Source organism: Balneolaceae bacterium (assembly GCA_034521495.1).
GTDB lineage: Bacteria > Bacteroidota > Rhodothermia > Balneolales > Balneolaceae > Rhodohalobacter.
Genome location: JAXHMK010000007.1, coordinates 59,590 through 82,772 on the forward strand (window position 1 = coordinate 59,590; position 23,183 = coordinate 82,772).

The following is a 23,183-nucleotide window of genomic DNA, read 5'->3' on the forward strand; positions in this document are numbered from 1 at the left end:
CAATATGAATCAGCATGCTTTAAGCTAAGCATCACAGCTCTTCAAACGCAAGGCTGGCTGCTCCAAGAAGTGCGGCGTCATTTCCCAGCGATTCATAAATAATATCAAAATCTTCGCGGTAGGGGGGCATCAGGTATTTTGTGGCTGTGGTTTTAGCCGGATCAAGAATAAATTTACCGGCCTTGGCTACACCACCACTCACTACAATTTTTCTGATATCGAGGGTATGTATATAATTTACAATGGCATAGCCAAGTTTTTCGCCGGTTTTCCTGAGGATTTCAATAGCAAGTTCATTCTTCTCCTTGGCAGCGTGATACAGATCTACCGGTTCCAGTTTTTCGAAATCTTTGTGAAAGGTTTTGTACAGGGGGTTGTCTTCATGCTGGCGAATGGTATCTGCAGCATAGCGGCTCAAAAACCGCTGACCAAGATAAGCTTCAATTCCGCCGCGCGTATTGCTGTTCGAAAGCGGTCCATGGTAATCGATGATTACATGACCCAGTTCGGCCGCCATTCCGTTTGTACCGCGGTAAATTTTATTGTTGTAAATGATACCTCCGCCAACACCCGTGCCGAGTGTAATCATAATGAAATCATCAAAATCTTTACCCACTCCAAAACGGGCAGAACCAAAAGCGGCAAGATTGGCGTCGTTTCCAATTACACAATTATAACCGGTACGTTTTTTGAGAGCATCGGCAACATTTTCGACGTTAAATCCCGGAAGGTTTGGTGGATTTTTTACCGTTTTTCGGTCCATGCTTACCATTCCCGGCATTCCCATTCCAATTCCAATCGGCTCTTCACCGTGTCCATCCAAAAGATCTGATACAGCCATTGCAATCCTGTCGTACACATGTTCTTTACCCATATCAGCGTGGGTGGGGATGCAACTTGTTGTTATGAATCCTTTCTTTTTATCTACCAGTGCGGCTTTAATATTTGTACCGCCTAAATCAATACCTATTGCAATCATATCTCAATATTTTGTGACAACAGATCTGTAAAAAAGGAAAAATATTTAAAGGAAAGCATAAGGTATTATTCAGTTTTTTCGACTTTATAAACCGTCTCATTTGGTTTTTTCATACCGTAGTCTTCCCGGGCAATTTTCTCAATCAGATCAGGATTATTTTCAAGTTCTTCAATTTTTTTGTCAAGTTCAGCCGCTTTCTGCTCATACTCAGCTGTTCGTTCAATCAAATCTTCTTTTTGATTTTCCAACTGAATTTTGGTCATTAAGCTGTAAGTATCAAAAAAAAGAAACCAAATAACGATACAGGCAGCAAGCAAGCTGATGAGCAGTGACTTATTCCAATGTAAAGGATTTAAATACTCGGAGTTCATGGTTCTGTATCTATATTTTTACGAAATTAATTCAAATTAAGCGTAGAAACAAAACCGAATGTCTCTATTTGTGGGTGAAAGAAGATTAAATGTTGGGTGTTTTATTGTATTTCTGTTGATTTTTTTTACGGAATCATTAGCTGCACAAAAGGCTGATACCAGTTCGATTGAATGGGTTAAAGTCTTTTTTAATATGCCTGCCGATCATACCGTGGCGAAAGAGAGTAACCTGGCAAATGATGAAGCTGATCTCCTGCAAACATTGATAGATCTTATTGATTCTGCAAAGTACAGTGTAGACTTGGCAGCTTATGATCTTGAGAATCTAAGAGTGGGAGAAGCTCTGACCCGGGCTGCAGAACGGGGAGTACAGGTTCGGGTAGTGACCGATTACTACAATCGGTTTAATGATCGGGAACTGGATGAAAAGATGTGGGAGATGTTGAGGAATGCGGGGATTTACAGCATTGATGACGGAGGTGAGGTTTTCCATCCGGACGGGTCGGTCACCTCAAACCGTTTGACAGGAGCCAGTTATGATATGCACAATAAATTTGCTGTTATAGACATACTCAGTAACAATCCCGAGGATTATTATGTATGGACCGGTTCTATGAACCTGACCTACACAGGCCCCATCAACACCAACAACACAATTCTGATTAAAGACAGTGATATTGCTGAAGCGTATCATGAAGAATTCAGACAGATGTGGGGTGGAAACAGGGAAGTTCCAAACCCGGAAAAGGCACGATATCATAAAGATAAACGGTATGTTGGCGAACGTGTGTTTTTTGTGGATTCAACCAAAGTGGAACTCTATTTTGCACCCATCAACAGGGACGATACCAAGCCTTCTCCTGCTGAAAGAATTCATGAATTGATTGAAAAAGCGCAACTCGACGTAAACTTTCTGGCGTTTGCCATCACACATGATATCCCGATGAGTCAGGAGATGTGGAGGCGTTCTTTTTCTGATGGGATTAGATTACAGGGATTAATCGATCCGCGATTTTATGCACAGTACAGGAATGCCGGTGTGATCTGGGCCACACCCGAATCGCAACTGGGAACGCGAAATATCAGGCAGGCCAACGAACTGAGAACCCTGCACAGTAAAATTATGCTGATAGATGTGACACAACCGTTTGAGAATAATCGCGGAATTGCCATTACCGGTTCGTATAATTATTCAAACAATGCAGAGCAAAATAACGACGAGAATCTGCTGATTATTCACTCTCCACTGATCGCAAACCAATACTACCAGGACTTTATGGGCGCGATGAACCGTTCAATGGGAATATCTTCACCTCCGGTTCCGCAAATTTATACAGATGAATGGTATCCTGTGAAGGACGTCATTGACGGGAACCTGTTTGAAATAGAGCTCGCTGAGGGATTTGGATACCCGGTTCGGCTACTCGGTGTAGATGCCCCGCGAATTTATGTTGGACAAGATTCATCTGAATATTATTCCGGCCAGGCTGCGGTTTTTCTGTCTAATTTATTAGAGGATAAAGAGGTGCGATTGGAGGGATATGATGCCGGGGTGCCGGAATCGCGCTATGGCTCGTTCAGGGCTTATGTTCAGGCACGGGATGAGAGCGGAGAAGTTATGAATGTGAATTCAGAGATGATTAAAAAAGGGTTTGGAGAGTGGACCCCCTACTATCGTCAGCAGCCGGATTCAATTGATACTTTTCAGCGACTCACCCGATTGGCAAAAAGTATGAGAATTGGAATGTGGAAGGCCCCCGATCGTATTGGAGAAAAAATTGCTCGTGTAGAATTGGGCAGCGACGGGGAAAAAAGAGATGTTACATTTCCGATTAACATTAATATTGCAGATGAAACGACTCTGCAGGCGTTGACCGGTATCGGCCCGGCCTATGCTACCCGAATTGTAAAGTACCGCTTTGAGCATGGTTTGTTCAGCGATATTGAAGAACTGACTAATATTCGTGGAATTGGCCCGGTTACTATGCAGAAATTAAGGCCGTACGTAACGATAGAATAGCAGTTATCATCTGCTGGATTACTTGTGTCCTCAGCATGAATTTTAGATAAGTTGTATTCGAAGCTATCAGATGATTAGGTTTTTCAGATCCATAATAAGCAATGCTAAATCATGATTTCGTTAGCTGCTACCAAAAGATTTATTATCATAGGCAGTTATAATCCAAAAGTTAGAATTGAATGCAGTCAAAGATTTTAAATATTGATAAAGTACATAGCAGCCGGGGAGTATCACTGTTCATTTTAATTCTCTTTCTAAGTCTGGCAGGATGTGTGAAGGAGCAAAAGCAGCAACTGAACTCCTCCAAAACGGAATCGTTGGCGAACGCTTATCGGGATCATTTCAAAATTGGTGTAGCCCTGAACCGGTTCCAGGTAAACGGTGAAATACCCAAAGCCACTCCATTAATCAAACAACATTTCAATTCTGTTACTCCTGAAAATCTGCTCAAATGGGAGCGTGTTCACCCGGAGCCAGGTCAATATAATTTTGGCCCGGCAAATACTTTTGTGGAGTTTGGGGAGGAAAATGAGATGTTCATAGTTGGCCATACACTGGTTTGGCATTCCCAGATTCCTGATTGGGTGTTTGAGGCCGATAACGGGGAAGAGATTGACCGGGAAACCCTGCTGCAACGTATGGAAGATCATATCAATTCCGTTGCCGGCAAGTACAAAGGCCGGATTGATGCCTGGGATGTTGTCAATGAAGCGGTACTGGATGAAGGTGGAATGAGGCAATCGAAATGGTTTGAATTGGTGGGAGAAGATTACGTTCAAAAAGCTTTTCAGTATGCAAGTGAAGCCGATCCTGATGCCGAGCTTTACTATAACGATTACAACCTTTGGATCCCGGAAAAGCGCCGGGCAGCAGTGGAGCTTATAAAGAATCTGCAGGAGAATGATGTACCGATTCACGGAATTGGAATGCAGGCGCATCTGAAGATCGATACTCCATCTGTTGAAATGATAGAAGAAAGTTTATTGGCCTTTTCTGATTTGGGACTGAAGGTGATGATCACTGAGCTCGATATCGACCTGTTGCCGCGTGAAGATCAGGTGGATGCTGAACTTCCGGATGACGGAGAGATACCTGACGTATTTAACCCTTATACCAGGAATCTCCCCGATTCCATGCAGGGAAAACTCGCTGATCGTTACGAAGCGCTCTTCAGGTTATTCCAAAAACACAGTGATAAAATCGACCGCGTTACTTTTTGGGGGCTTAATGACAGCCAATCGTGGTTGAATAATTTCCCCATCAGTGGGCGTACCAATTATCCTCTTCTTTTTGATCGTGATTATCAGCCCAAGCCAGCTTTTCACGCTATTATGGATCTTGCTGATTAAAAATCGAATGCTTCAATTCAGAAAGGCAAAAAAATAACCCCTACCGGGTATCAGCCGATAGAGGTTAATCAAGAGAGATTCTTCGTAAAATAGTTGTATTAATGCGTGAATCGGGAGGGGTTCGAACCCTCGACCCACGGCTTAAAAGGCCGTTGCTCTACCAACTGAGCTACCGATTCAACAATTACTTCCTTCTTGTCAAAGACTCTAAAGATAATGGTTTTGCAGATTGAAAATCAACCGTTGATATTTATTTTCTCAACTCTTTTGCCAACTGTCTGATTTGTAGATAGTAGTCATAGCTCTTATAATCATGCAGAACAACATCTTTCTCTTTATCTTAACGGTACAAATAATTTTCTATTTCAATTATATAAAACAACTGATATGGCTACAATTTTTACAAAAATTATTCGCGGAGATATTCCCTGCTATAAAGTTGCAGAAACAGAAACGCATTTTGCCTTTTTGGATATTAACCCGATTGCAGAAGGTCACACCCTGGTTGTTCCCAAGGAAGAGACAGATTACCTGTTTGATCTTTCGGATGAAGATCTAAGCCAGACGATGATCATCGCTAAGAAAATAGCACATGCAATCGATCAGGCTTTGAACCCTATTCGAACCGGGGTGATAGTAGAAGGTTTGGAAGTTCCCCATGCGCATGTTCATTTGGTTCCCATTTATAAGGAGAGCCAAAATGTATCGCTAAGGAATAAGGTAGATGTTTCTAAAGAGAAGATGGAAGTGTTGGCGAAATCTATTGCAGATGAGGTTCGATTATGAAATTTTTGATCCTAAACGGGCCGAATTTAAATCTGCTTGGACAGAGGGATGAAGCCACGTATGGTACGGAAACACTTTCAGATATAGAAATGCTTCTGAAGGAGAGTTATTCAGATCATGATTTTATCTTTGTTCAGAGCAATCACGAAGGAGATCTGATCGACGCCATTCAGTCTGCGCGATCCGGAACCATTGATGCAATCGTTGCAAACTGGGGCGGCTTTACACACTCATCTGTAGCCATTCACGATGCACTGGAACTTGTCAACATTCCTAAAGTGGAAGTGCATATCTCCAATATTCACGCCCGCGAGGAGTTTCGTGAGCGGTCTGTTACCGGCAAAGCGATGGATGGAATCATCACAGGATTTGGAATCAACAGCTATATGCTGGGAGTGCAGGCGGCCTTGCAGCTTATTTCGAAATAAGAAACGGTGCAAAAACTCAGAGAACTCTTTTCCGATACATTGATTTATGGCATCAGCAATGTGCTGGCGCGGTTTATCAATTATTTACTGGTGCCTTTCTACACGGATGTATTCTCTCCGGCGCGCTATGGAATCGTTGGGCTGATTTATGCAGCGATTACATTTCTGAATGTGGTTTTTACATTTGGGATGGAGTCAGCCTACCTGCGATACGCCGAAAATCGAAAGGAAGCTGCCAATATCTTTAAAACAATTCAGCTCAGCCTGCTTGGTTTAGCTACAATTCTCTGTCTGCTTCTCTGGCTGTTGATGCCCTGGCTGCTGCCACTTTTCAATCTCGGGCAGGAAACCTCCGGTATCTTTTTGATGATGTTGGGAATTATTTGGTTTGATACGCTGGCAATTGTTCCTTTGGCTGAATTGCGTCTCGTTCGAAAAACCATTCCGTTCGCAGTTCTGAAACTGCTACATGTTGGTATTAATATTACTCTGAATTTTTACCTGATTTTAGGACTCGATTATGGTATTGAGGCCGTATTCATCGCCAATCTTGCCGCGTCGATGGTTATCACAATGATTGTTTGGGCAATTACATCCGATCTGTTTAAAGGAACCTGGAACCGCGAATGGATGACCAAAGCCTTTCAGTTTGGCTGGCCATTTGTTCCGGCCGGGATTGGATTTGCCGTTAATGAGGTATTAGACCGGTTTTTCCTCAACAATATGGATCCAGCCAATGCCGTACAGTTTTACGGGGCAGGTACAACTCCGGAGGATATTGTTGGGATTTATAATGCGTGCTATAAACTGGCTGTTTTTATGTTGCTGCTGGTTCAGATGTATCGCATGGCCTGGCAGCCGTTTTTTATGCGTCATGCGGATGATGAAGAATCCCCGAAAGTATTTGGCCAGGCGTTTATCTGGTACAATGCGTTTTCCGCAATTCTGTTTTTGATTGTTGCCCTCTTCAGAGAACAGATTGTTGCAATTGAAGTTCCCGTTCTTAATGCCACACTTATTGGCAGTGACTATTGGCTGGGACTCGAAATTGTACCGTATCTGCTGCTGGCATACTGGTTTCACGGCTGGTATATCAATTTTTCATCCGGAGTATTCATCAAAGAAAAGACACGGATTTTATATAAAATTACATTGATGGGAGCGGTTATCACGATCATAGCCAACCTTGCCCTGATTCCATATTTAGGGATGATCGGTTCAGCCGCCGCCACTCTTTTGAGTTATGGAGCAATGGCTCTCACACTTGGAATCTATAGCAAGAAAATCATGCATGTACCCTATCGCTTGCCGGAAAGTTTGGGGCTGATGATGGTTTTCGCCGCACTTGTTTTTGGAGAGCCGGCAATCACAGAATGGTTGGGTACAGGAGAGATTAGCGGGAAAATTATGTTATTTTTTGCTGGATTGGTTGTGGTTGGCGGGTACTTGTTTAAGCTTGCACGCATCGGTAAATAATTTTCTGAGTATTTTGTGCTTTCCTGTCCCAAACTGAATAAAATTCTGTAAGGTATTTTCTGATTTTGGTTCATATAGATAGGGAGAGCTTGTGAAGCTGAACGCCAACTGAATACCAGAATACCAGACGTTCCTACGGAACGAAAGGTGTTTCAGGGCTGACTTTTTGGTTACCGACCAAACATCCCTAACGGGATGAGACTCTTGTGGCATAATGATAACTTGGTTTGTGTTCCGGAAATGATGATCCATAAACATGTTCCGATAGGAACATCTGGTCGGTAACTTGAAAACGCCAAAAAATGTAAATATTCGTTCCGTTAGGAACGTTTCGTGAATGTTGTTTTATGGATCTGTATTTTCCACAACTTCGGTTTGAGTATTCGGTAGAAAATCATCATTCGAAAATCACCACTCAAAAATTCTAACTATGATTAAATCCCTCTACATCAAAGATTTTGCATTGATCGATGAACTGGATGTTCAATTCCAGCCGGGGCTGAATGTGCTTACGGGACAGACCGGTGCGGGTAAGTCGATTATTATTGGGGCACTGCATATGATTTTGGGTGAGCGCGCCGATACCGATGTCATCAGAAAGGGAGCAGACAAAGCGATTTCGGAAGCTTTTATCTATGTGGGAAAAAACGAGTTTCTTAAAGAGTTGCTCGAAGAACAATCCATTGATTATAGCGAAGAGTTAATTTTGAGAAGAGAAATCCGCCAGAATGGAAGCCGGGCGTTTATTAACGATACACCAGTCAATATTTCTGTACTGAAAGAAGTGGGTGATCAGCTTGTGGATCTGCATGGACAATATGATCATCAGCTTTTGTTAAAAGAGGAACATCATCAAAGCGTGATCGACCAGTTTGATTCGATTGAGCCGGTACTGGAAGCCTATCAAAAAGAGTACCGGGCAATGCAGGATTTGCAAAAGCAGTTGCGTGATCTCCAAAAAAAGGAGCGGGAGTTGAAAGATAAAACCGAGCTCTACCAGTTCCAGGTGAAAGAGCTGGAGGCGGCAGAACTTGATCAATACGAGGAGGAAGAACTCCAAGCTGAAATGAATCTGCTGGACAATGCTGAAGATCTTGATCAAAAAGCGGCGGCGATTACGGAGATTGGAAACGGTGATGATGTGAGCCTGATGGATATGCTCAATACCATCAAACTGAACCTGGAAGATATGGCAAGGATTGAGCCGGAGTTTGAAACATATCTCCAGGAAGTAACGACGGCCAGAATCAGCATACAGGAGACGATTCAATTTGCCGAGCGGTACCGGGATCGTATTGAGTTTAATCCGCAGCGTTTGGAAAAAATTCGTCAGCGTCAGTCTGAGCTCAACCGGTTGCAGAAAAAATATCAGCGCTCTGTTCCCGATCTGATCGCTTATTTAAACGAGATTAAAGCGGAACTGAATGTTGCCGAAAATTTTGATTTAGAGATTGAACGAATCGAAAAGAAAATCAGAGAACAGGCGGAGATCCTGAAGGAAAAAGCGGTTGATCTTCATGAAGAAAGAGAGGTTATCGGGAATCAGTTATCAGAAGAGATAGTTGATTCACTTAAAAATTTGGGTATTCAACACGGACAATTTAAAGTAGATGTAGCCTGGCGATTCTCCGAAAATGGATGGATTGAACTTGACGGCCAAAAAGTGAATTGCAGCGTAGATGGTTGTGATGATGTGCGGTTCTTTATTTCAACCAATAAAGGCGAGGATCCCAAACCGCTGGCCGCCATTGCCTCAGGAGGTGAGGTGAGTCGTGTGATGTTATCACTGAAATCGATTTTGGCTCGGGAGCAGAAATTGCCGGTTATGATTTTTGATGAGATTGATACGGGAATCAGTGGTGAGATATCTGAGAAAGTGGGTCGGGTGATGCGAAAGCTTTCAGAGATGTGCCAGATTGTGGCGATTACTCATCAGCCTCAAATAGCCAGCCAGGCCCACAAGCATTATAAAGTTCAAAAAGTGGAAGAGGATGAGAGAACTGTCACCCGAATTCTGCCACTTTCTGATGAAGAACATATCCATGAGGTGGCAAGTTTAATGAGCGGAGAACAGATTACAGACTCTGCTCTTACAAGTGCCAAAGAGTTGATTGATCGCGGTGGGATGAGAAACTGATTTCAGATTACAGTAATCAGTTAACAATTGACAATGTATTTTTTTCGCTTGTGCGTTTTTAATTTTTCACTCTAAATAAAAAAAGATGAGTAAAAAACACTCCGAAAAATATGTAGCATTGGTTGATGATGCTCTCAAAAGAATCCCTGAAATTTCTGCAGAGGAAGTGGCTCAAAAACTGGTTCGAAAAGAAGATTTTGAATTGATTGATACGCGTGAAACTCATGAATTTGAAAAGGGGCATCTGCCTACATCCATCCATCTGAGTAAAGGTGTGATTGAGCGGGATATTGAAAAAGAAATCGAAGATTACAACAAAGAGTTGGTTCTCTATTGTGGTGGTGGATATCGTTCGGCCCTGGCTGCTGATAATCTTCAGAAAATGGGATTTACAAATGTGAAATCGATGGCGGGCGGTTGGCGGGAATGGACAGAGAAAAACCTGCCAATTGAAGATTAAAATATTTTTCAGATTTTCCACTATGAAAACCTGTCTGCTTCTGCTAAATTTTTTGTTGATGACCTCCGCAGTCATCGCTCAAACCAGTGTACTTATAGCTTACCACAGTGAAACCGGAAATACAGAGAGAATGGCGCAAGCTGTTGCAGAAGGAGCCAATTCTGTTGAGGGAATACAGGTAAAGTTGCTCTCCGTTGATCAAATTCAAGAATCCGATCTGTTACAGGCAGATGCCATTATTGTCGGTAGCCCGGTTCACAATGCGAATGTATCTGCCAAAATCCAGGAGTTCATCACCTCCTGGCCGTTTGAAAATCAGCCGTTGAAAGATAAAATTGGAGCCGTATTTGTAACAGGTGGTGGAATATCAGCTGGCGAAGAGATCGTTCAAATGAATATGATTCAAAGTATGCTGCTATTTGGGATGATAATAGTTGGCGGACCGGACTGGACGCAGCCATTCGGGGCCTCTGCAATTACCGGCGAAAACCCTTTCGAAACCGATACTCCCGATAAAATATCTAATCAGTTTTTGGAAAAAGGACGTCTGCTTGGACAACGAGTCGCAACAACTGCATCAGATCTTAAGGGAAAAAATAATTGAGTTTTTTTATGTAGCACATCTAATATTTAAAAATAGATTGTACTTTTCAGTATAGAGAAGAAAAAGGGAGGAAAGTTATGTCGAAAATTTTCCATAAAATTATTGATGAACAGATTAAATCCTGGGAATTGGAAAGTTCCTTTAAGAACAAGATTATCACTCCGAAAGGAGATCCATTTCCTGTGATTACTATTTCCAGGGAATTTGGGGCTCGGGGTGCAGCACTGGCTCTGCTGATGGGAGAAGGAATTGGATTTAAAGTTTGGGATCGTGATATACTCCAAACAATAGCCAAGAAGCTGGGCAGCAGTGAGAAATACCTGGAATCACTGGATGAAAACCGCAGGATACTGATTGAAGATGTGGTTGTAGGGCTTATGAAGAATGTAAACACAAATGTAAATTATCTTCGTACGCTAACCAGGTTAATACGTACCATTGAGTATCATGGAAATGCGATTATTGTAGGCCGGGGTGCTAATTATATCTGTAGAGATCCACATTCTTTTCATGTTCGAATTGTATCCCCAATAGAGAAAAGAGCAGAAGGATATTCCTCCAGGCAGGGCATTACCAAAGCCGAAGCCTTTTCGATTATAAATAAAACTGATGCGGAGAGAGCCGAATTTGTTCGATACTATTTTAAAAATGAGATATCAAAAGCTTCCGATTATGATCTTGTACTGAATTCCGGAATATTCAGCCTGCAGGAGATGATGAAAATTATTGTAGAGGCTTACGAACAGAAAAGCGAATTGAAACTGGAACGGCTAAGTTATTCATAAGATTTTGCTAAAAGTACCAGTTTTTGATTTGATTAAGTTGAGAATTTCCTTTAAATCAAAAGAGCTGAATCATCCAACCAAAACATATACCATATCATGAGTAATCAGATTTCAAGAAAAAAATTTATTGGCTCCTCTTTAATGGCGGCAGCCGGTCTTTCCATTGTACCCAGTTCAGTTTTAGGTGGCAAAAGAGTTGCGCCCAGCGATAAGCTTTCACTTGGATTTATCGGCACGGGACGGCTCAGCCCAACACTGGCAAATGGTATGCTGGCATTGGATAATGTTGACATTGTAGCTGCTTCGGATGTTTATAAAGCGAAACTTGATGCATTTGAAGATCTTGTAAGTGATCACTACAAAGAGAAAACCGGCAAGAACTATTGGACTGGATTTCGCGGCTATCATAATTACGAAGATATGCTGGCACGAGATGATATTGATGCCATTGTAGTAGCCACCCCCGATCACTGGCACGCTAAAGCATCGATTGATGCGGCGAATGCCGGAAAACATATTTACTGCGAAAAACCACTCACACACACAGTTGTGGAAGGGCGGAAACTGGTCAACGCTGTGGAGGAAAATGATGTAATTCTGCAGACGGGAAGCATGCAGCGTTCCTGGGAATCGTTCCGTCATGCTTGTGAACTGGTTCGGAATGGTTATTTGGGAGAAATTCAAAAAGTAATTGTTAGTGTTACCGACCCGGCTATTCCCTACGATCTTGAGAAGGAACCGATGCCCGAAGACCTGGACTGGGATCGATGGGTTGGACCTGCTCCAATGAACGTGTTTAACTCTCTCGTAGCACCTCCGGTTGAAGATGGAAGCTGGCCGCGCTGGAGAGATTTTAAAGAGTATGGTGGCGGCACATTATGTGATTGGGGCGCACATATGTTTGATATTGCCCAGTGGGCACTTGGAATGGATGATACTGGTCCTGTTGAACTGATTGCTCCTAAAACTCCGGTTCCCAAACGCGGACTGAAAATGATCTACGCGAACGGCATTGAGATGTACCATTACGAATTCGGCAGAGGACACGGCGTAGAATTTCACGGTACGGAAGGCACTATGCAGGTTTCACGTCAGTTTGTGGATACCAATCCCGCCTCGGTTGCCACTGCTGAGATTAAATCATCGGATGAGAGGTTATACCACAGCGACAATCACTATGCGAATTGGATTGATGGAATTCGAGAGCATAAGCAAACCATCTGCCCTGCCGAAGTGGGTCACCGATCTGCCACTATTTGCAATATCGCCAACATTGCCTACTGGGTGAACCGGGATTTGAAATGGGATCCCGAAGCCGAGCGTTTTGATGATGATGAAGCGAATAGTTATCTGGATAAGGAGTATCGGGAAGGGTATGAGGTTTAATCTATAGCAGCCGTCAGACCGCTTCGAGCGGTCAGACGGCTCAAAGCTTATTACGTAGATCGGTTCACCTGAGCCGATCATTTACCGGTTTATCTTGAACAAACTTTCTGAACGGCGTTCGCCGAATCAGGTTCTAATCGGATGCTTTAGACAAAGTACGAATCGAGTTATGAAGCTCCTCCCTGAGAATTATTTCTATGCATTACTTTCAAACCTCTATGTATTTTTCCAAAATATACTCCCCTTTTGTGAATCAAAATGGATGTCAGATTCAAGGGGTCGTTCCAGAAATGAACAAATTGAGTTCGATACCCTTTTTGAGATTTTAACAGAAAAAACGGAGAATTAAACATGTCAGCAAAAAAACAGTCAAAAGGTGTTTGCTTTTTTTGTGAAAGAGAAATGACTAAAGGCGGAATGCGCATGCATTTGGCTTCTTGTAAGGAACGCCAACAATCAATAGGAAAAATGAAGGATGGAGAACATCCAATACAAAACCTCTATCACCTGCAGGTATATGATCCATACGATGCTTCTTATTGGCTGAACCTGGAAATGAGTGGTGCAGCCCGGTTGGAAGCTCTTGACGACTATTTGAGAGCGATCTGGCTGGAGTGTTGTGGCCATTTGAGTCAATTTTATGCTGATAGGCGGTACGGTACCGAAATTGCAATGGCAGAAAAAGTTTACAGTGTGTTCAGACCCGGAACGGAAATCACGCATATCTACGATTTTGGAAGTTCAACAGAACTCAAGATAACAATGGTTGATCAACGCCGGGGAAAGCCGCTTACATCTAATCCCATTTTTTTGATGGCACGAAATAATCTCCCCGAGATATCCTGTGACGAATGTAAAAAGCCAGCCGAATGGATCGACTTACCAAGCCTGTACGAGACCGGAGAGTATGTTGTACTTTGCACGGAACATGCGGATAGTGATTCGGATCTGTATGAAGATGAATGTCTGCCGATTGTGAACTCACCCCGGTCGGGAGTTTGTGGCTATACGGGTCCGGCTGAGCCGCCGTATTGATTTTCCAATTCCACAAATTCTTGTACCATTTATACAGTACTGACGCAAGCGTCCGCTTGTGTCTATATGTTCCTTTAACCGCTAAACAGGGATCGGCTCAGTGAGCCGATTTACAAAGTGCGTTCCAATGTCTCTGCCAAAATCTCCGCCGGATGTTTAGCTTTTCGATCTACTCCGTCAGCAATTTGATGCCGGCAGGAAAAACCCGGTGCACAGACCAGGGACTCATCCGGTAAATCACGGAGCGCAGGGAACAGAACCTGTTCGCCTACCTGCATGGAGACTTCATATTTATCTTTCTCATAGCCAAAACTTCCGGCCATTCCGCAGCACCCGGTTTGCAACTCAACGGGATCAAAACCAAACTGTTTGAAGGTTTGAATCAGCGGATCATTGCCTACGAGAGCTTTCGTGTGGCAGTGACCGTGGAGGTAAACCTTCCGATTCTCGCCTAACTCTCTGGGTTCTTCAGAGGCTAACTCTGTGTGCAGAAACTCCTCAAATAGGAAAGATTTTGCAGCGATCTCTTCTGCTTTTTTAATATCAGATTCTTCACACAGATCCAGGTATTCATCACGGAGGGTAAGCAACTCACTGGGTTCAAGGCCAATGATCGGTATATTCATATCTGCGAATGAGGAGAATCGTTTGATATTCCTCTCGCAAATTGATTTGGCTTCATTCAGAAATCCTTTGGAAATTTGAGGTCGTCCTGTTGGCCAAATTCCGGGAATAAGTACATTGAAACCAAGTGAACTCAAAACCCTTAAAGCAGCTTTTGCAATTTTTGGTTCATGGTAGTTTGTGAAAATATCTACAAGCAGTACAACCTGCCGGCCAGCTGGATTCTTAAAGTCCGACCCATTTTTATTGAACCACTTTTCGAATGTCTCAGGAGCAAATTCAGGCAATTTTCGTCTGGAATCGATCCCACCTATTTTTTCAAAGGCTTTTTTAACAGGTGTTTGTCGGTTGATGAAATTCGTTGCCTTCGCAAAAGTTGAAGCCAGCGGATACAATTTCTCAGGCTGCCCAAAGAATTTTTCGGCAAGTGTTGCTCCCTTTTTTTCATGCCATCCATTCATGAACTCAGCTTTCATCTTGGCCATATCCACATTGGCAGGACACTCGCTCTTGCAGGCTTTGCAGCTCAGGCAAAGGTTCAAGGCTTTCTTCAGGTCCTGCGATTCAAACGCCTCAGGATCTTTCCCGGAAAATAGCTGGCGAAACAGGTTTGCGCGTCCGCGTGTGGTTTCTTTTTCATTTCGGGTGGCATGATACGAGGGACACATCGTTCCGCCACTTTCGGCCATTTTCCGGCAGACACCGGCGCCATTGCACAATTCGATCGCGGAACTAAAACCGTCTTCTTGTCGCCAGTTGAACACGGTATCATTTTTCGGTTTTTGATAGGTGGGCGGAAACCGCAAATTGGCATCAAGCGGTTTTGGATTGACGATTTTTCCTGGATTGAATCGATATTCCGGATCCCAAATCTCTTTTACCTGCCGGAGTAACGGAATCATCTCTTTGCCCAACACTGTTTTGATGTAAGGTGCCCGTGCCCGCCCGTCTCCATGCTCACCCGAGAGTGAGCCGTTATATTTCTTCACTAAATCGGCCACTTCCTGCGCAATATCTTTTAATTTCTGAAGCCCTTCAGGTTTGGTTGTATCCACAACGGGGCGAAGGTGTAACTCCCCAACCGAGGCATGAGCGTAAAAGACACAAGTTGTATTGTGTTTGTCCAAAATTTCTTGAAACTCTTTGACGTACTCAGGAAGATCCTCAACCCGAACGGCCGTATCCTCCACAAATGTTGGCGATTTTGAATCGCTGCCGAGTCCCATCAACAAACCGAGCCCGGCTTTCCGTAAGTCCCAAACACGCCGCATTTTATCGGGATCAGTCAAAACGGGGTGAGCGTACCCAAAATTTAAATCCTGCAATCTTGCTTTCAGGCCGGCCGCTTTTTTAGCAAGCTCATTCGCATCATCCCCTTCAAATTGAATGATCAGAATACATTTGGGATCGTCATCCAGGAAGAAGCGGTTCTTTCGCTGTTCAATATTTCCCTTTGTGGCATCCAGGATAATATCGTCTACAAGCTCCACGGCCGCAGGCTCCCATTTTACAGCTTCCACAGTTGCAACCATCGCTTCGTGGAGTGAATTGAACTGAGGAATTAGCAGCGTTTTTTCTTTGGGAAGTGGAGAAAGATTTACCTTGGCCGAGGCTGTCATTGCCAGCGTACCCTCACTCCCGCACAAAAGTTCAGCCAGGTTAAACGGACGCCCGCCTGGCGTGATCGGCTCCATTTCACAAAGTCGATCCAGTGCATATCCGGTATTTCTTCGAATGATATCCGGATGGGGATAGTGCTCAAAAATCTCTTCTTTATGCTTCTTCAAAAGATCCAGCATTTCGCGATAGATATCACCTTCTAACGTTTCAAGCCTACATTTTTTATCCAGCTCTTTTGAAGCGAGAGGCTTGAAGATTGTTCGTGAGCCGTCACTCAGAACCGCCTCAATTTCCAGAATATGCTCGCGAGTGGTTTTATGTTTAATGGAAAACGATCCACAGGAATTATTGCCTATCATTCCGCCCAACATGCAGCGGTTGGTTGTAGCTGTATCGGGCCCAAACTGTAATTGATACTTGGCGGCTTGCCGGTTCAACGTGTCACGAATCACGCCAGGCTGTACATGTGCAAAATGGTTCTCAACATCGATCTGGTTGATGGAGGTCATGTGTCGGGACACATCCATAATAACGCCGGCTCCTGTGGTCTGCCCTGCAAGGCTGGTTCCTGCACTTCTCGCAGTAATTGTAAACCCCTTTTCTTTCGATTGTTTTACGAGTTGCTGTATGTTCTCAAGTGTTTTTGGAAATGCCACACCCTTCGGCACTTCCTCGTAGATGGATGCATCGTTGGCATATAAACGGCGGGTTAGAGAATCGGTGTAAATGGAAGACAATATGACTGGTTTTTCTATGAATAATGATTGAAAAGGAAGTGTAAGTTTAAAACTAAATCAATTCAACCTGATAATTCATAAACTGCGAGTCGTAACTAATCAGAGAAATATCTTCAGATATGGATTGAGCAATAATTAATCGATCAAAAGGATCTCTGTGATGATGCGGAAGGTTTAATAAAGTATTTAAATGTTCTTTTTGAATAGGCAATATAGAGATCGATCTTTTATCCAATTCTGCATGTAAATTATTAGGCAGTTTAATTTTGTTTAGATTTGCTTTGATCTATAGTTCCCACAGCGTTGCAACACTAACTAAAACTTCATTAGAAATATTTTCTAAAAGTTCTTTATGAGTGGATTCAAGCTTGTTTGGTTCTGTTAAAGCCCAAATAAGAATATGGCTGTCAATCAATAGTCTTTTCATCTGGGAAAAGTTTACTATGATTAAACATCTTTTCTATTTGTTCATCTGCATCGCTAAATTCGCCATGTACTACCAGTTTTCCTTTTAAGGTTCCGAGCTCTCTCTTATTCGCTTTTTTAATTTTTTTTAACTCAGCAACAGGTTCTTCATTTTGAGAAATGATTACTTCCCCCCCCTCTAAAACCTCCTTCAAAAGTTCAGAGAGATGAGATTCTGCTTCTTGTATGTCTATGATTTTTTTCATGTGAAATATTTTTCCAACTCAATGTATCTAATAACGACAAAAAAATCACAATATGATGATTTTTATCTATGGATTGATTTTTAGAGTCAGGTTAATCTCGTTCAGGTGTTCCGTCCAGGAACTCTGGTGAGGGCCCTCTGCTCCCGAACAAAGAAATAGCTAATGTAGTAGAATCGGTGCCCAGCAGAGCAGGTGTGGTTTTGTCGCAGGGCAGAGCACTGCGACAAGGGCTGGTTAATCTAAAGAGAAAAAGAGATTTCAGCTTTTTTTACGATCTCATCCCCGATGGACAGGCCTGCTGTAGCTGCCGGGCTTGGAGCATTTAAAACATGAATTTCGCGGTCGGTTGTTTCAAAATAAAAATCATCCAGCAGTTCGCCATCTGGTTTCAGAGCCATGGCACGAACTCCCGAGGGCGACTTTTTCAGATCGTCTAACGTAATAGAGGGGATTAATTTCTGAAGGTTTTTTAAAAATCCACTTTTGGAAAAGGAGCGATATATTTCATCGAGTCCCATCTGCCAGTGCTTTCCGGCAAGTTTCCAGAAGCCGGGAAAATCAAATGTTTCAATGGTGTCATTCAGGTCAAAAGAGGTTTTTTTGTAGCCCTCGCGTTTGAATGCAAAAACCGCATTGGGTCCGCACTCTACTCCACCAAGAGCCATTTTTGTAAAATGAACGCCCAGGAATGGAAATTCAGGATTAGGCATCGGGTAGATCAGGCCCTTAACTTTATGTTTTGCTCCGGCCGTCAACTCAAAATATTCTCCACGAAACGGCACAATTTTAATTTTTGGCTTGATACCGGAAGATTGTGCAACCCGATCGCTGTGAAGTCCCGTGCAGTTGATAAAATGTTTAGTTTTGAATGTCTCCTTGTTCGATTGCACCGATAAACACCCATTGGTTTGATGGACGGCTTTAACCGGAGTATCAAACAAAACAGAATTCCCGAACTCCTTAAGCTTGCTGTGAAGAGACTGACAAACCCCGGTAAAATCAACTATACCGGAACAGGGAACATGAATGGCGTGAACACCCGTCACAAAAGGTTCAATCTCTTTCATCTCTTGTTCATCAATCAGCCGGATGCCTTCAATTTCATTTTGCAAGCCTCTTTTGTAAAGGCTGTGAAGGCGAGGAAGATCTTTATCTTCTGATGCAACTATTATCTTCCCGCAGATTTCATGTTGAACACCATTTTCCTGGCAATACTCAACAATCTGGTGACGTCCATCCACACAGTTTTTTGCCTTGTAGCTTCCCGGCTGATAGTAGATACCGGAATGGATTACACCGGAATTGTGCCCGGTTTGATGGGCAGCAACTCTGTCTTCTTTTTCGAGAACAAGAATAGAGGCATCCGGGTATTTTTTTGAAAGTTTGTAAGCGGTTGATAACCCTACAATACCGGCCCCGGCTACCAGAAAATCATAAATCATTAGCACTATATTTTACATTCAAACATATCAAATATAAGAATTGTAGTTGGCATTCACATGTTTTTAAAGCTTCAAGAATGGCAAATCAAACCGTTAGATAATCGTTAAACATTTTTGCTGAAATCCTGTTATTTTTAACATTCAATTTTTAAGGAAATAATCACATGAAAAAATTAAGCATACTCGGAATATTTTTCTTTTCAGTTCTTTTGATCGGTTGCGGAGGTGAATCGGACTCGCAGTCAGAGGGTCAGGCTCAAAACCAGGAAAATCAGACGGATGAGAGTATTGTTCAAAATGCCGTATTTACCGATCTGGATGGAAATGAAGTGAGTATAGATGAGTATGAAGGAAAACTCGTACTTATCGATTTTTGGGAAACGTGGTGTGGTCCCTGTCTCCAGGTATTTCCTGCAATGCAGGATCTTCGGGAAGAACATCCTGATAAATTCGAAGTTCTGGCTGTTACGGTAGGTTTAAACGAAGGGCCTGAAGAAGCCCGGATATTTGCCGAACGAAATGATTATGATTTTGAATTTTTATACGATGAAAACGAGGTTTTCAGACGATTGGGAGGCCAGGGAATTCCGTTCAAAGTTTTTGTAGATCCAGAAGGAAACCTGATAACCATTGAAATGGGATCATATGGACGAGAAGCTGATTATGAAAAAACTAAAGAGCTTCTTGCTAAATACTTTGAGATAGAATAGAAAATATTAACGGGAGTTGAACCTTATGATAAACTTTTCCGTTTATTCTTAAGCAAAATTTAAATCAATACTATACTAATTAGATGGAACAACAAGTAGATAAATTACCGTACAAAGTAAAAGATATTGGGCTTGCCAGATTTGGACGCCAGGAGATTGCTCTTGCTGAAGCTGAAATGCCCGGATTGATGGCAACCCGCGAAGAATTTGGTGAATCGAAACCGTTGGAAGGTGCTCGTATTGCCGGTTGTTTGCATATGACGGTTCAGACAGCCGTTTTGATTGAAACACTGATTGAATTGGGAGCTGAAGTCCAGTGGTCTTCCTGTAATATCTATTCCACACAAGATCATGCCGCCGCCGCAATTGCAAAATCGGGCGTGCCTGTATACGCATGGAAAGGGATGAATGAAGAAGAGTATAACTGGTGCATTGAGCAGACCCTTTTCTTCCCGGATGGCAAACCGCTCAATATGATCTTGGACGACGGCGGTGATCTCACCAATATGGTTTTAGATAACTATCCTGAATTGACTGACGGAATCCGAGGTATTTCGGAAGAAACAACAACCGGCGTTTTGCGACTCTATGATCGCGTTAAACAAGGAACATTAACAGTTCCGGCAATCAACGTAAACGACTCCGTAACTAAGTCTAAGTTTGATAACAAATATGGTTGCCGAGAATCTTGTGCCGACGCCATTCGCCGTGCCACAGATGTGATGATGGCCGGGAAAGTTGCCGTGATTGCCGGTTATGGTGATGTTGGAAAAGGATCTGCAGCTTCATTGAGAGGAGCTGGTGCGCGTGTAATTGTAACTGAAATTGACCCAATCTGTGCCCTTCAGGCTGCCATGGATGGTTATGAAGTGAAACGAATGGCCAACGCTGCTAAAGAAGGTGATATTTTTGTGACAGCTACAGGAAATAAAGATATTCTCACAGAGGAGCATTTCAGAATGATGAAAGACAAAGCTATTGTCGGAAATATCGGTCATTTTGATAATGAGATTGATGTGAAATGGTTGAAAGACAATGCCGAGGAAGAGAATATCAAACCCCAGGTTGATCTGTTCCGGTTCGAAGATGGCAAAGAGCTGATTCTTCTCTCACAAGGCCGCCTGATGAATCTCGGAAATGCAACCGGTCATCCAAGTTTTGTGATGAGTAACAGTTTCACCAATCAAACTCTTGCCCAAATAGCACTTTGGAATGAAGAGTTTGAAGTAGATGTACATGTTCTGCCAAAACATCTCGACGAGAAAGTGGCCCGTCTGCATCTACAAAAGATTGGTGTGGAGTTAGAAGAGCTTTCTGAGGAGCAATCTGAATATATCGGAGTACCGAAAGAAGGACCATACAAACCAGATCACTATCGATATTGATCTTTGATCTGATTTTCGAACGAATTAAAAAGCCCGTCTTGATTTCTCAGGACGGGCTTTTTTGCTTTAAAGCAATCTGGAGACATGGTATTTTTAGTACCAACTAATAACTTTTTTCAATTGAACCTTTTTTAAGCAGCTTGAAAGTTTGTGCCAAAAAGGAAAAATACCATGTCTTTAATATTTTACGCCTCTTCCGTAAACTGAACATTCAAATCCAGTTTTACTTCTTCTGAAACGACCAGGTTACCAGCTTCGGTGACACCGTTCCATTTCAACCCAAACTCTTTTCGGTTGATGGTGCCCGTTACTTCAAAACCGGCTTTGGTATTTCCGTAAGGATCCTGAACTGTGCCTCCGTATACAGCATCGAGTGCAACCGGTTTTGTGTTGCCGCGAATCGTCAGATTACCAATCAGCTTGTACTGCCCGTCGCCAATTTTTTTGAAAGAAGTAGATTCAAACGTCAGCTTCGGATGCTCTTCTGCATTGAAGAAATCATCTGATTTCAGGTGTGCATTGCGGTCTTCATTATTTGTATCGATGCTGTTGATATCTGCTTCGAAGTAGATCTTTGCATCTTCAAAATCTTCATTTTCAGTTTCAACGGAGGCATCAAAACTGTTGAATTTTCCAGTAACAGTTGAAATTACAAGATGCTTCACTTTAAAATTAATTTCAGAGTGAGCAGTATCGATTGTCCATTTGATGAGTGTTTCTGTAGCCATTGCTTTATAATTATGTTTTAATATTAATTAGTTTAATGTTAAACTAAAATAAGCTGGTAGAAGTTCTGCTACAAATAAATTTTATTGATGGATATTATAGAGCACTTTACTCGTGCCGAAGGTCCTCCTTCGGCACGCCAACCCGAAGCTCCGCTTCCAGTCAATCATCACACCAATCAAAAGGACTCAAACATTATAGACGTTTCACATGAGAGCTTCCAAGGGAAATGTTCCGAAGGAGACCTTCGGAACAAGGAGGAAAGTGAATTCAATTTAGAGCTTAGCAGATCATCACTTACTGGCGCAAGTGTTAAGCGAGGCGTCACTTGTGCCGCTTCATTTCCAAAGAGGAATTTCAAGACGTAGGGGCAATTATGAATTACCCCTACGATTATAAAGGCGTTTACAGTTCTTTAATAGAGATATTCTTGAACTGAACTAATGATGGAGGACTTACCCATTCTCCATTTTCATTCTGGCTTCCGTGATGTTGAAGCGCAATTTGACCCGATTCAGGTAATCCCGGAAGATGAGCATGATCTAAAACTTTATGGCCATTCAATTCAACCGTTAAGTGTCTGCCTTCAACAGTAATTACAAAAGTATTCCACTCGCCAATATTTTTGTCAGCATTGATGGCTGGTGTTACTCCGGCGCGAACATCGGCAGGCATGGAAGAATCGGTTCGGTAGCCATACACTTCACCTGATCCAATTGGCCAGTTCCAAATATTAATCTGGGCTTTGGATGTCCCGCGCACGTAAATTCCGGAGTCGGAATCGGGAACGCCCATTCGAATCACCTCGCCATTTTCATCTAACTTATGAGAACCATCGGGCATTACAATAGGTACATTGGGATTGGTATAAGGCACTTCCTTAATACGCCAGTCTACTTTTAGGACAAAATCTTCATATTCCTGCTCAGACCACAGGGCTTTGTCTCCCTCGGCTTCACTCATGGCGTCGTAATCAATCACGCCGTCAACTACTTTCCAGTGCCCATTGTCGCCTTCAGGAATCATCCAGCCGGAGAGATCTTCTCCATTAAAAAGAGACACCCAATCATTTTGTTGAGCAATTGTTGAATCTAAGGATGTGAGACTCAATATCAGAGCTAAAGAAAGAAAGGTTTTTAATATCAGAGTCGTATATTTATCGCAAAAAGTTGGTGTTGATTTCATAAGGTATATGTTATGTTAGTTCAAAATGAGCAAATGAATCGAATGTGTGTTGATGGTATTTGCACTATATCGATTCAAGAAATTTATGATAGATAAAATAGAGAAGCCATCATAAAATTGTATTTATTGTTTTCATTTCTTTACGATTCTGTTGAAAATTTTAATTAGAGTGAAGGTTTCATCATCAACCAGTAGACAAAATCACAAATAGTTGACAGTAGGCAATTGCCAAACTCCAAATTTCCAAAAAAACATCGATGAGCGAAC

General features: G+C 42.6%; 20 protein-coding genes and 1 tRNA gene. 13 read left to right on the forward strand and 8 right to left on the reverse strand.

Features of this window, described 5'->3' with window-relative positions; genetic code table 11:
• Positions 1–31 precede the first annotated feature (31 nt).
• Positions 32–979 (reverse strand): ROK family protein, encoded by a 948-nt coding sequence (locus U5K72_04125; protein ID MDZ7717994.1) that lies wholly within the window; start codon positions 977–979, stop codon positions 32–34.
• A 65-nt stretch (positions 980–1,044) separates the two neighbouring features.
• Positions 1,045–1,350, reverse strand: coding sequence for a septum formation initiator family protein (locus U5K72_04130; GenBank protein MDZ7717995.1), 306 nt, complete (start codon positions 1,348–1,350; stop codon positions 1,045–1,047).
• Between the two features lie 58 nt (positions 1,351–1,408).
• Between U5K72_04130 and U5K72_04135 the strand changes: the two genes are divergently transcribed.
• Both U5K72_04135 and U5K72_04140 read left to right on the forward strand, forming a co-directional pair.
• The gene (locus U5K72_04135; GenBank protein ID MDZ7717996.1) at positions 1,409–3,370 is read left to right on the forward strand and encodes a phospholipase D-like domain-containing protein; all 1,962 of its coding nucleotides are present in this window, start codon (positions 1,409–1,411) and stop codon (positions 3,368–3,370) included.
• 179 nt (positions 3,371–3,549) lie between these two features.
• A complete protein-coding gene (locus U5K72_04140) occupies positions 3,550–4,719 on the forward strand; it encodes an endo-1,4-beta-xylanase (protein ID MDZ7717997.1) in 1,170 nt (389 codons plus the stop codon).
• 106 nt (positions 4,720–4,825) lie between these two features.
• Here U5K72_04140 and U5K72_04145 read toward each other — a convergent pair.
• Positions 4,826–4,898, reverse strand: a tRNA-Lys gene (locus U5K72_04145).
• 208 nt (positions 4,899–5,106) lie between these two features.
• Between U5K72_04145 and U5K72_04150 the strand changes: the two genes are divergently transcribed.
• From U5K72_04150 to U5K72_04190, 9 genes are all read left to right on the forward strand, one after another.
• On the forward strand, positions 5,107–5,505 hold the full coding sequence (locus U5K72_04150) for an HIT family protein (protein MDZ7717998.1): 399 nt from the start codon (positions 5,107–5,109) through the stop codon (positions 5,503–5,505).
• Positions 5,502–5,933 carry a type II 3-dehydroquinate dehydratase gene (locus tag U5K72_04155; protein MDZ7717999.1) on the forward strand — a complete coding sequence of 144 codons (432 nt, stop codon included), beginning with the start codon at positions 5,502–5,504 and terminating at the stop codon, positions 5,931–5,933. Before U5K72_04150 ends, U5K72_04155 begins: the two co-directional genes overlap by 4 nt.
• A 6-nt stretch (positions 5,934–5,939) precedes the next feature.
• On the forward strand, positions 5,940–7,409 hold the full coding sequence (locus U5K72_04160) for an oligosaccharide flippase family protein (protein MDZ7718000.1): 1,470 nt from the start codon (positions 5,940–5,942) through the stop codon (positions 7,407–7,409).
• A gap of 430 nt (positions 7,410–7,839) precedes the next feature.
• Entirely contained in the window at positions 7,840–9,546 is a 1,707-nt protein-coding gene (recN, locus tag U5K72_04165; protein MDZ7718001.1) for a DNA repair protein RecN, read from the forward strand.
• An 85-nt stretch (positions 9,547–9,631) separates the two neighbouring features.
• On the forward strand, positions 9,632–10,006 hold the full coding sequence (locus U5K72_04170) for a rhodanese-like domain-containing protein (GenBank protein MDZ7718002.1): 375 nt from the start codon (positions 9,632–9,634) through the stop codon (positions 10,004–10,006).
• 58 nt (positions 10,007–10,064) lie between these two features.
• Positions 10,065–10,610 carry a flavodoxin family protein gene (locus U5K72_04175; GenBank protein MDZ7718003.1) on the forward strand — a complete coding sequence of 182 codons (546 nt, stop codon included), beginning with the start codon at positions 10,065–10,067 and terminating at the stop codon, positions 10,608–10,610.
• A gap of 77 nt (positions 10,611–10,687) precedes the next feature.
• The gene (locus U5K72_04180; GenBank protein ID MDZ7718004.1) at positions 10,688–11,395 is read left to right on the forward strand and encodes a cytidylate kinase-like family protein; all 708 of its coding nucleotides are present in this window, start codon (positions 10,688–10,690) and stop codon (positions 11,393–11,395) included.
• A 96-nt stretch (positions 11,396–11,491) separates the two neighbouring features.
• A complete protein-coding gene (locus U5K72_04185; protein MDZ7718005.1) occupies positions 11,492–12,781 on the forward strand; it encodes a Gfo/Idh/MocA family oxidoreductase in 1,290 nt (429 codons plus the stop codon).
• 351 nt (positions 12,782–13,132) lie between these two features.
• Positions 13,133–13,816 (forward strand): hypothetical protein, encoded by a 684-nt coding sequence (locus U5K72_04190; protein ID MDZ7718006.1) that lies wholly within the window; start codon positions 13,133–13,135, stop codon positions 13,814–13,816.
• Between the two features lie 110 nt (positions 13,817–13,926).
• On the opposite strand, the gene U5K72_04195 is transcribed toward U5K72_04190, so the two are convergent.
• From U5K72_04195 to lhgO, 3 genes are all read right to left on the reverse strand, one after another.
• A complete protein-coding gene (locus U5K72_04195; protein ID MDZ7718007.1) occupies positions 13,927–16,797 on the reverse strand; it encodes an FAD-linked oxidase C-terminal domain-containing protein in 2,871 nt (956 codons plus the stop codon).
• A gap of 407 nt (positions 16,798–17,204) precedes the next feature.
• Positions 17,205–17,468, reverse strand: coding sequence for a type II toxin-antitoxin system prevent-host-death family antitoxin (locus U5K72_04200; protein MDZ7718008.1), 264 nt, complete (start codon positions 17,466–17,468; stop codon positions 17,205–17,207).
• Between the two features lie 239 nt (positions 17,469–17,707).
• Entirely contained in the window at positions 17,708–18,910 is a 1,203-nt protein-coding gene (lhgO, locus tag U5K72_04205) for an L-2-hydroxyglutarate oxidase (protein ID MDZ7718009.1), read from the reverse strand.
• 164 nt (positions 18,911–19,074) lie between these two features.
• Here lhgO and U5K72_04210 point away from each other — a divergent pair, with 164 nt between their 5' ends.
• Positions 19,075–19,620: a TlpA disulfide reductase family protein gene (locus U5K72_04210; protein MDZ7718010.1), complete on the forward strand. Its 546-nt coding sequence runs from the start codon at positions 19,075–19,077 to the stop codon at positions 19,618–19,620.
• 83 nt (positions 19,621–19,703) lie between these two features.
• Positions 19,704–21,005, forward strand: a complete 1,302-nt coding sequence (ahcY, locus tag U5K72_04215; GenBank protein ID MDZ7718011.1) for an adenosylhomocysteinase — start codon at positions 19,704–19,706, stop codon at positions 21,003–21,005.
• Positions 21,006–21,190: 185 nt separating this feature from the next.
• On the opposite strand, the gene U5K72_04220 is transcribed toward ahcY, so the two are convergent.
• On the reverse strand, positions 21,191–21,733 hold the full coding sequence (locus U5K72_04220) for a YceI family protein (protein MDZ7718012.1): 543 nt from the start codon (positions 21,731–21,733) through the stop codon (positions 21,191–21,193).
• A 403-nt stretch (positions 21,734–22,136) separates the two neighbouring features.
• Entirely contained in the window at positions 22,137–22,916 is a 780-nt protein-coding gene (locus U5K72_04225; GenBank protein MDZ7718013.1) for a DUF1080 domain-containing protein, read from the reverse strand.
• Positions 22,917–23,183 lie beyond the last annotated feature (267 nt).

Bases quoted from the DNA above. Each gene is read 5' to 3' on its own strand.
- U5K72_04125 (MDZ7717994.1), bottom strand. From the start codon at position 979: ATGATTGCAATAGGTATTGATTTAGGCGGTACAAATATTAAAGCCGCA.
- U5K72_04130 (MDZ7717995.1), bottom strand. From the start codon at position 1,350: ATGAACTCCGAGTATTTAAATCCTTTACATTGGAATAAGTCACTGCTC.
- U5K72_04135 (MDZ7717996.1), top strand. From the start codon at position 1,409: ATGTCTCTATTTGTGGGTGAAAGAAGATTAAATGTTGGGTGTTTTATT.
- U5K72_04140 (MDZ7717997.1), top strand. From the start codon at position 3,550: ATGCAGTCAAAGATTTTAAATATTGATAAAGTACATAGCAGCCGGGGA.
- U5K72_04150 (MDZ7717998.1), top strand. From the start codon at position 5,107: ATGGCTACAATTTTTACAAAAATTATTCGCGGAGATATTCCCTGCTAT.
- U5K72_04155 (MDZ7717999.1), top strand. From the start codon at position 5,502: ATGAAATTTTTGATCCTAAACGGGCCGAATTTAAATCTGCTTGGACAG.
- recN (MDZ7718001.1), top strand. From the start codon at position 7,840: ATGATTAAATCCCTCTACATCAAAGATTTTGCATTGATCGATGAACTG.
- U5K72_04170 (MDZ7718002.1), top strand. From the start codon at position 9,632: ATGAGTAAAAAACACTCCGAAAAATATGTAGCATTGGTTGATGATGCT.
- U5K72_04175 (MDZ7718003.1), top strand. From the start codon at position 10,065: ATGACCTCCGCAGTCATCGCTCAAACCAGTGTACTTATAGCTTACCAC.
- U5K72_04180 (MDZ7718004.1), top strand. From the start codon at position 10,688: ATGTCGAAAATTTTCCATAAAATTATTGATGAACAGATTAAATCCTGG.
- U5K72_04185 (MDZ7718005.1), top strand. From the start codon at position 11,492: ATGAGTAATCAGATTTCAAGAAAAAAATTTATTGGCTCCTCTTTAATG.
- U5K72_04190 (MDZ7718006.1), top strand. From the start codon at position 13,133: ATGTCAGCAAAAAAACAGTCAAAAGGTGTTTGCTTTTTTTGTGAAAGA.
- U5K72_04200 (MDZ7718008.1), bottom strand. From the start codon at position 17,468: ATGAAAAAAATCATAGACATACAAGAAGCAGAATCTCATCTCTCTGAA.
- lhgO (MDZ7718009.1), bottom strand. From the start codon at position 18,910: ATGATTTATGATTTTCTGGTAGCCGGGGCCGGTATTGTAGGGTTATCA.
- U5K72_04210 (MDZ7718010.1), top strand. From the start codon at position 19,075: ATGAAAAAATTAAGCATACTCGGAATATTTTTCTTTTCAGTTCTTTTG.
- ahcY (MDZ7718011.1), top strand. From the start codon at position 19,704: ATGGAACAACAAGTAGATAAATTACCGTACAAAGTAAAAGATATTGGG.
- U5K72_04220 (MDZ7718012.1), bottom strand. From the start codon at position 21,733: ATGGCTACAGAAACACTCATCAAATGGACAATCGATACTGCTCACTCT.
- U5K72_04225 (MDZ7718013.1), bottom strand. From the start codon at position 22,916: ATGAAATCAACACCAACTTTTTGCGATAAATATACGACTCTGATATTA.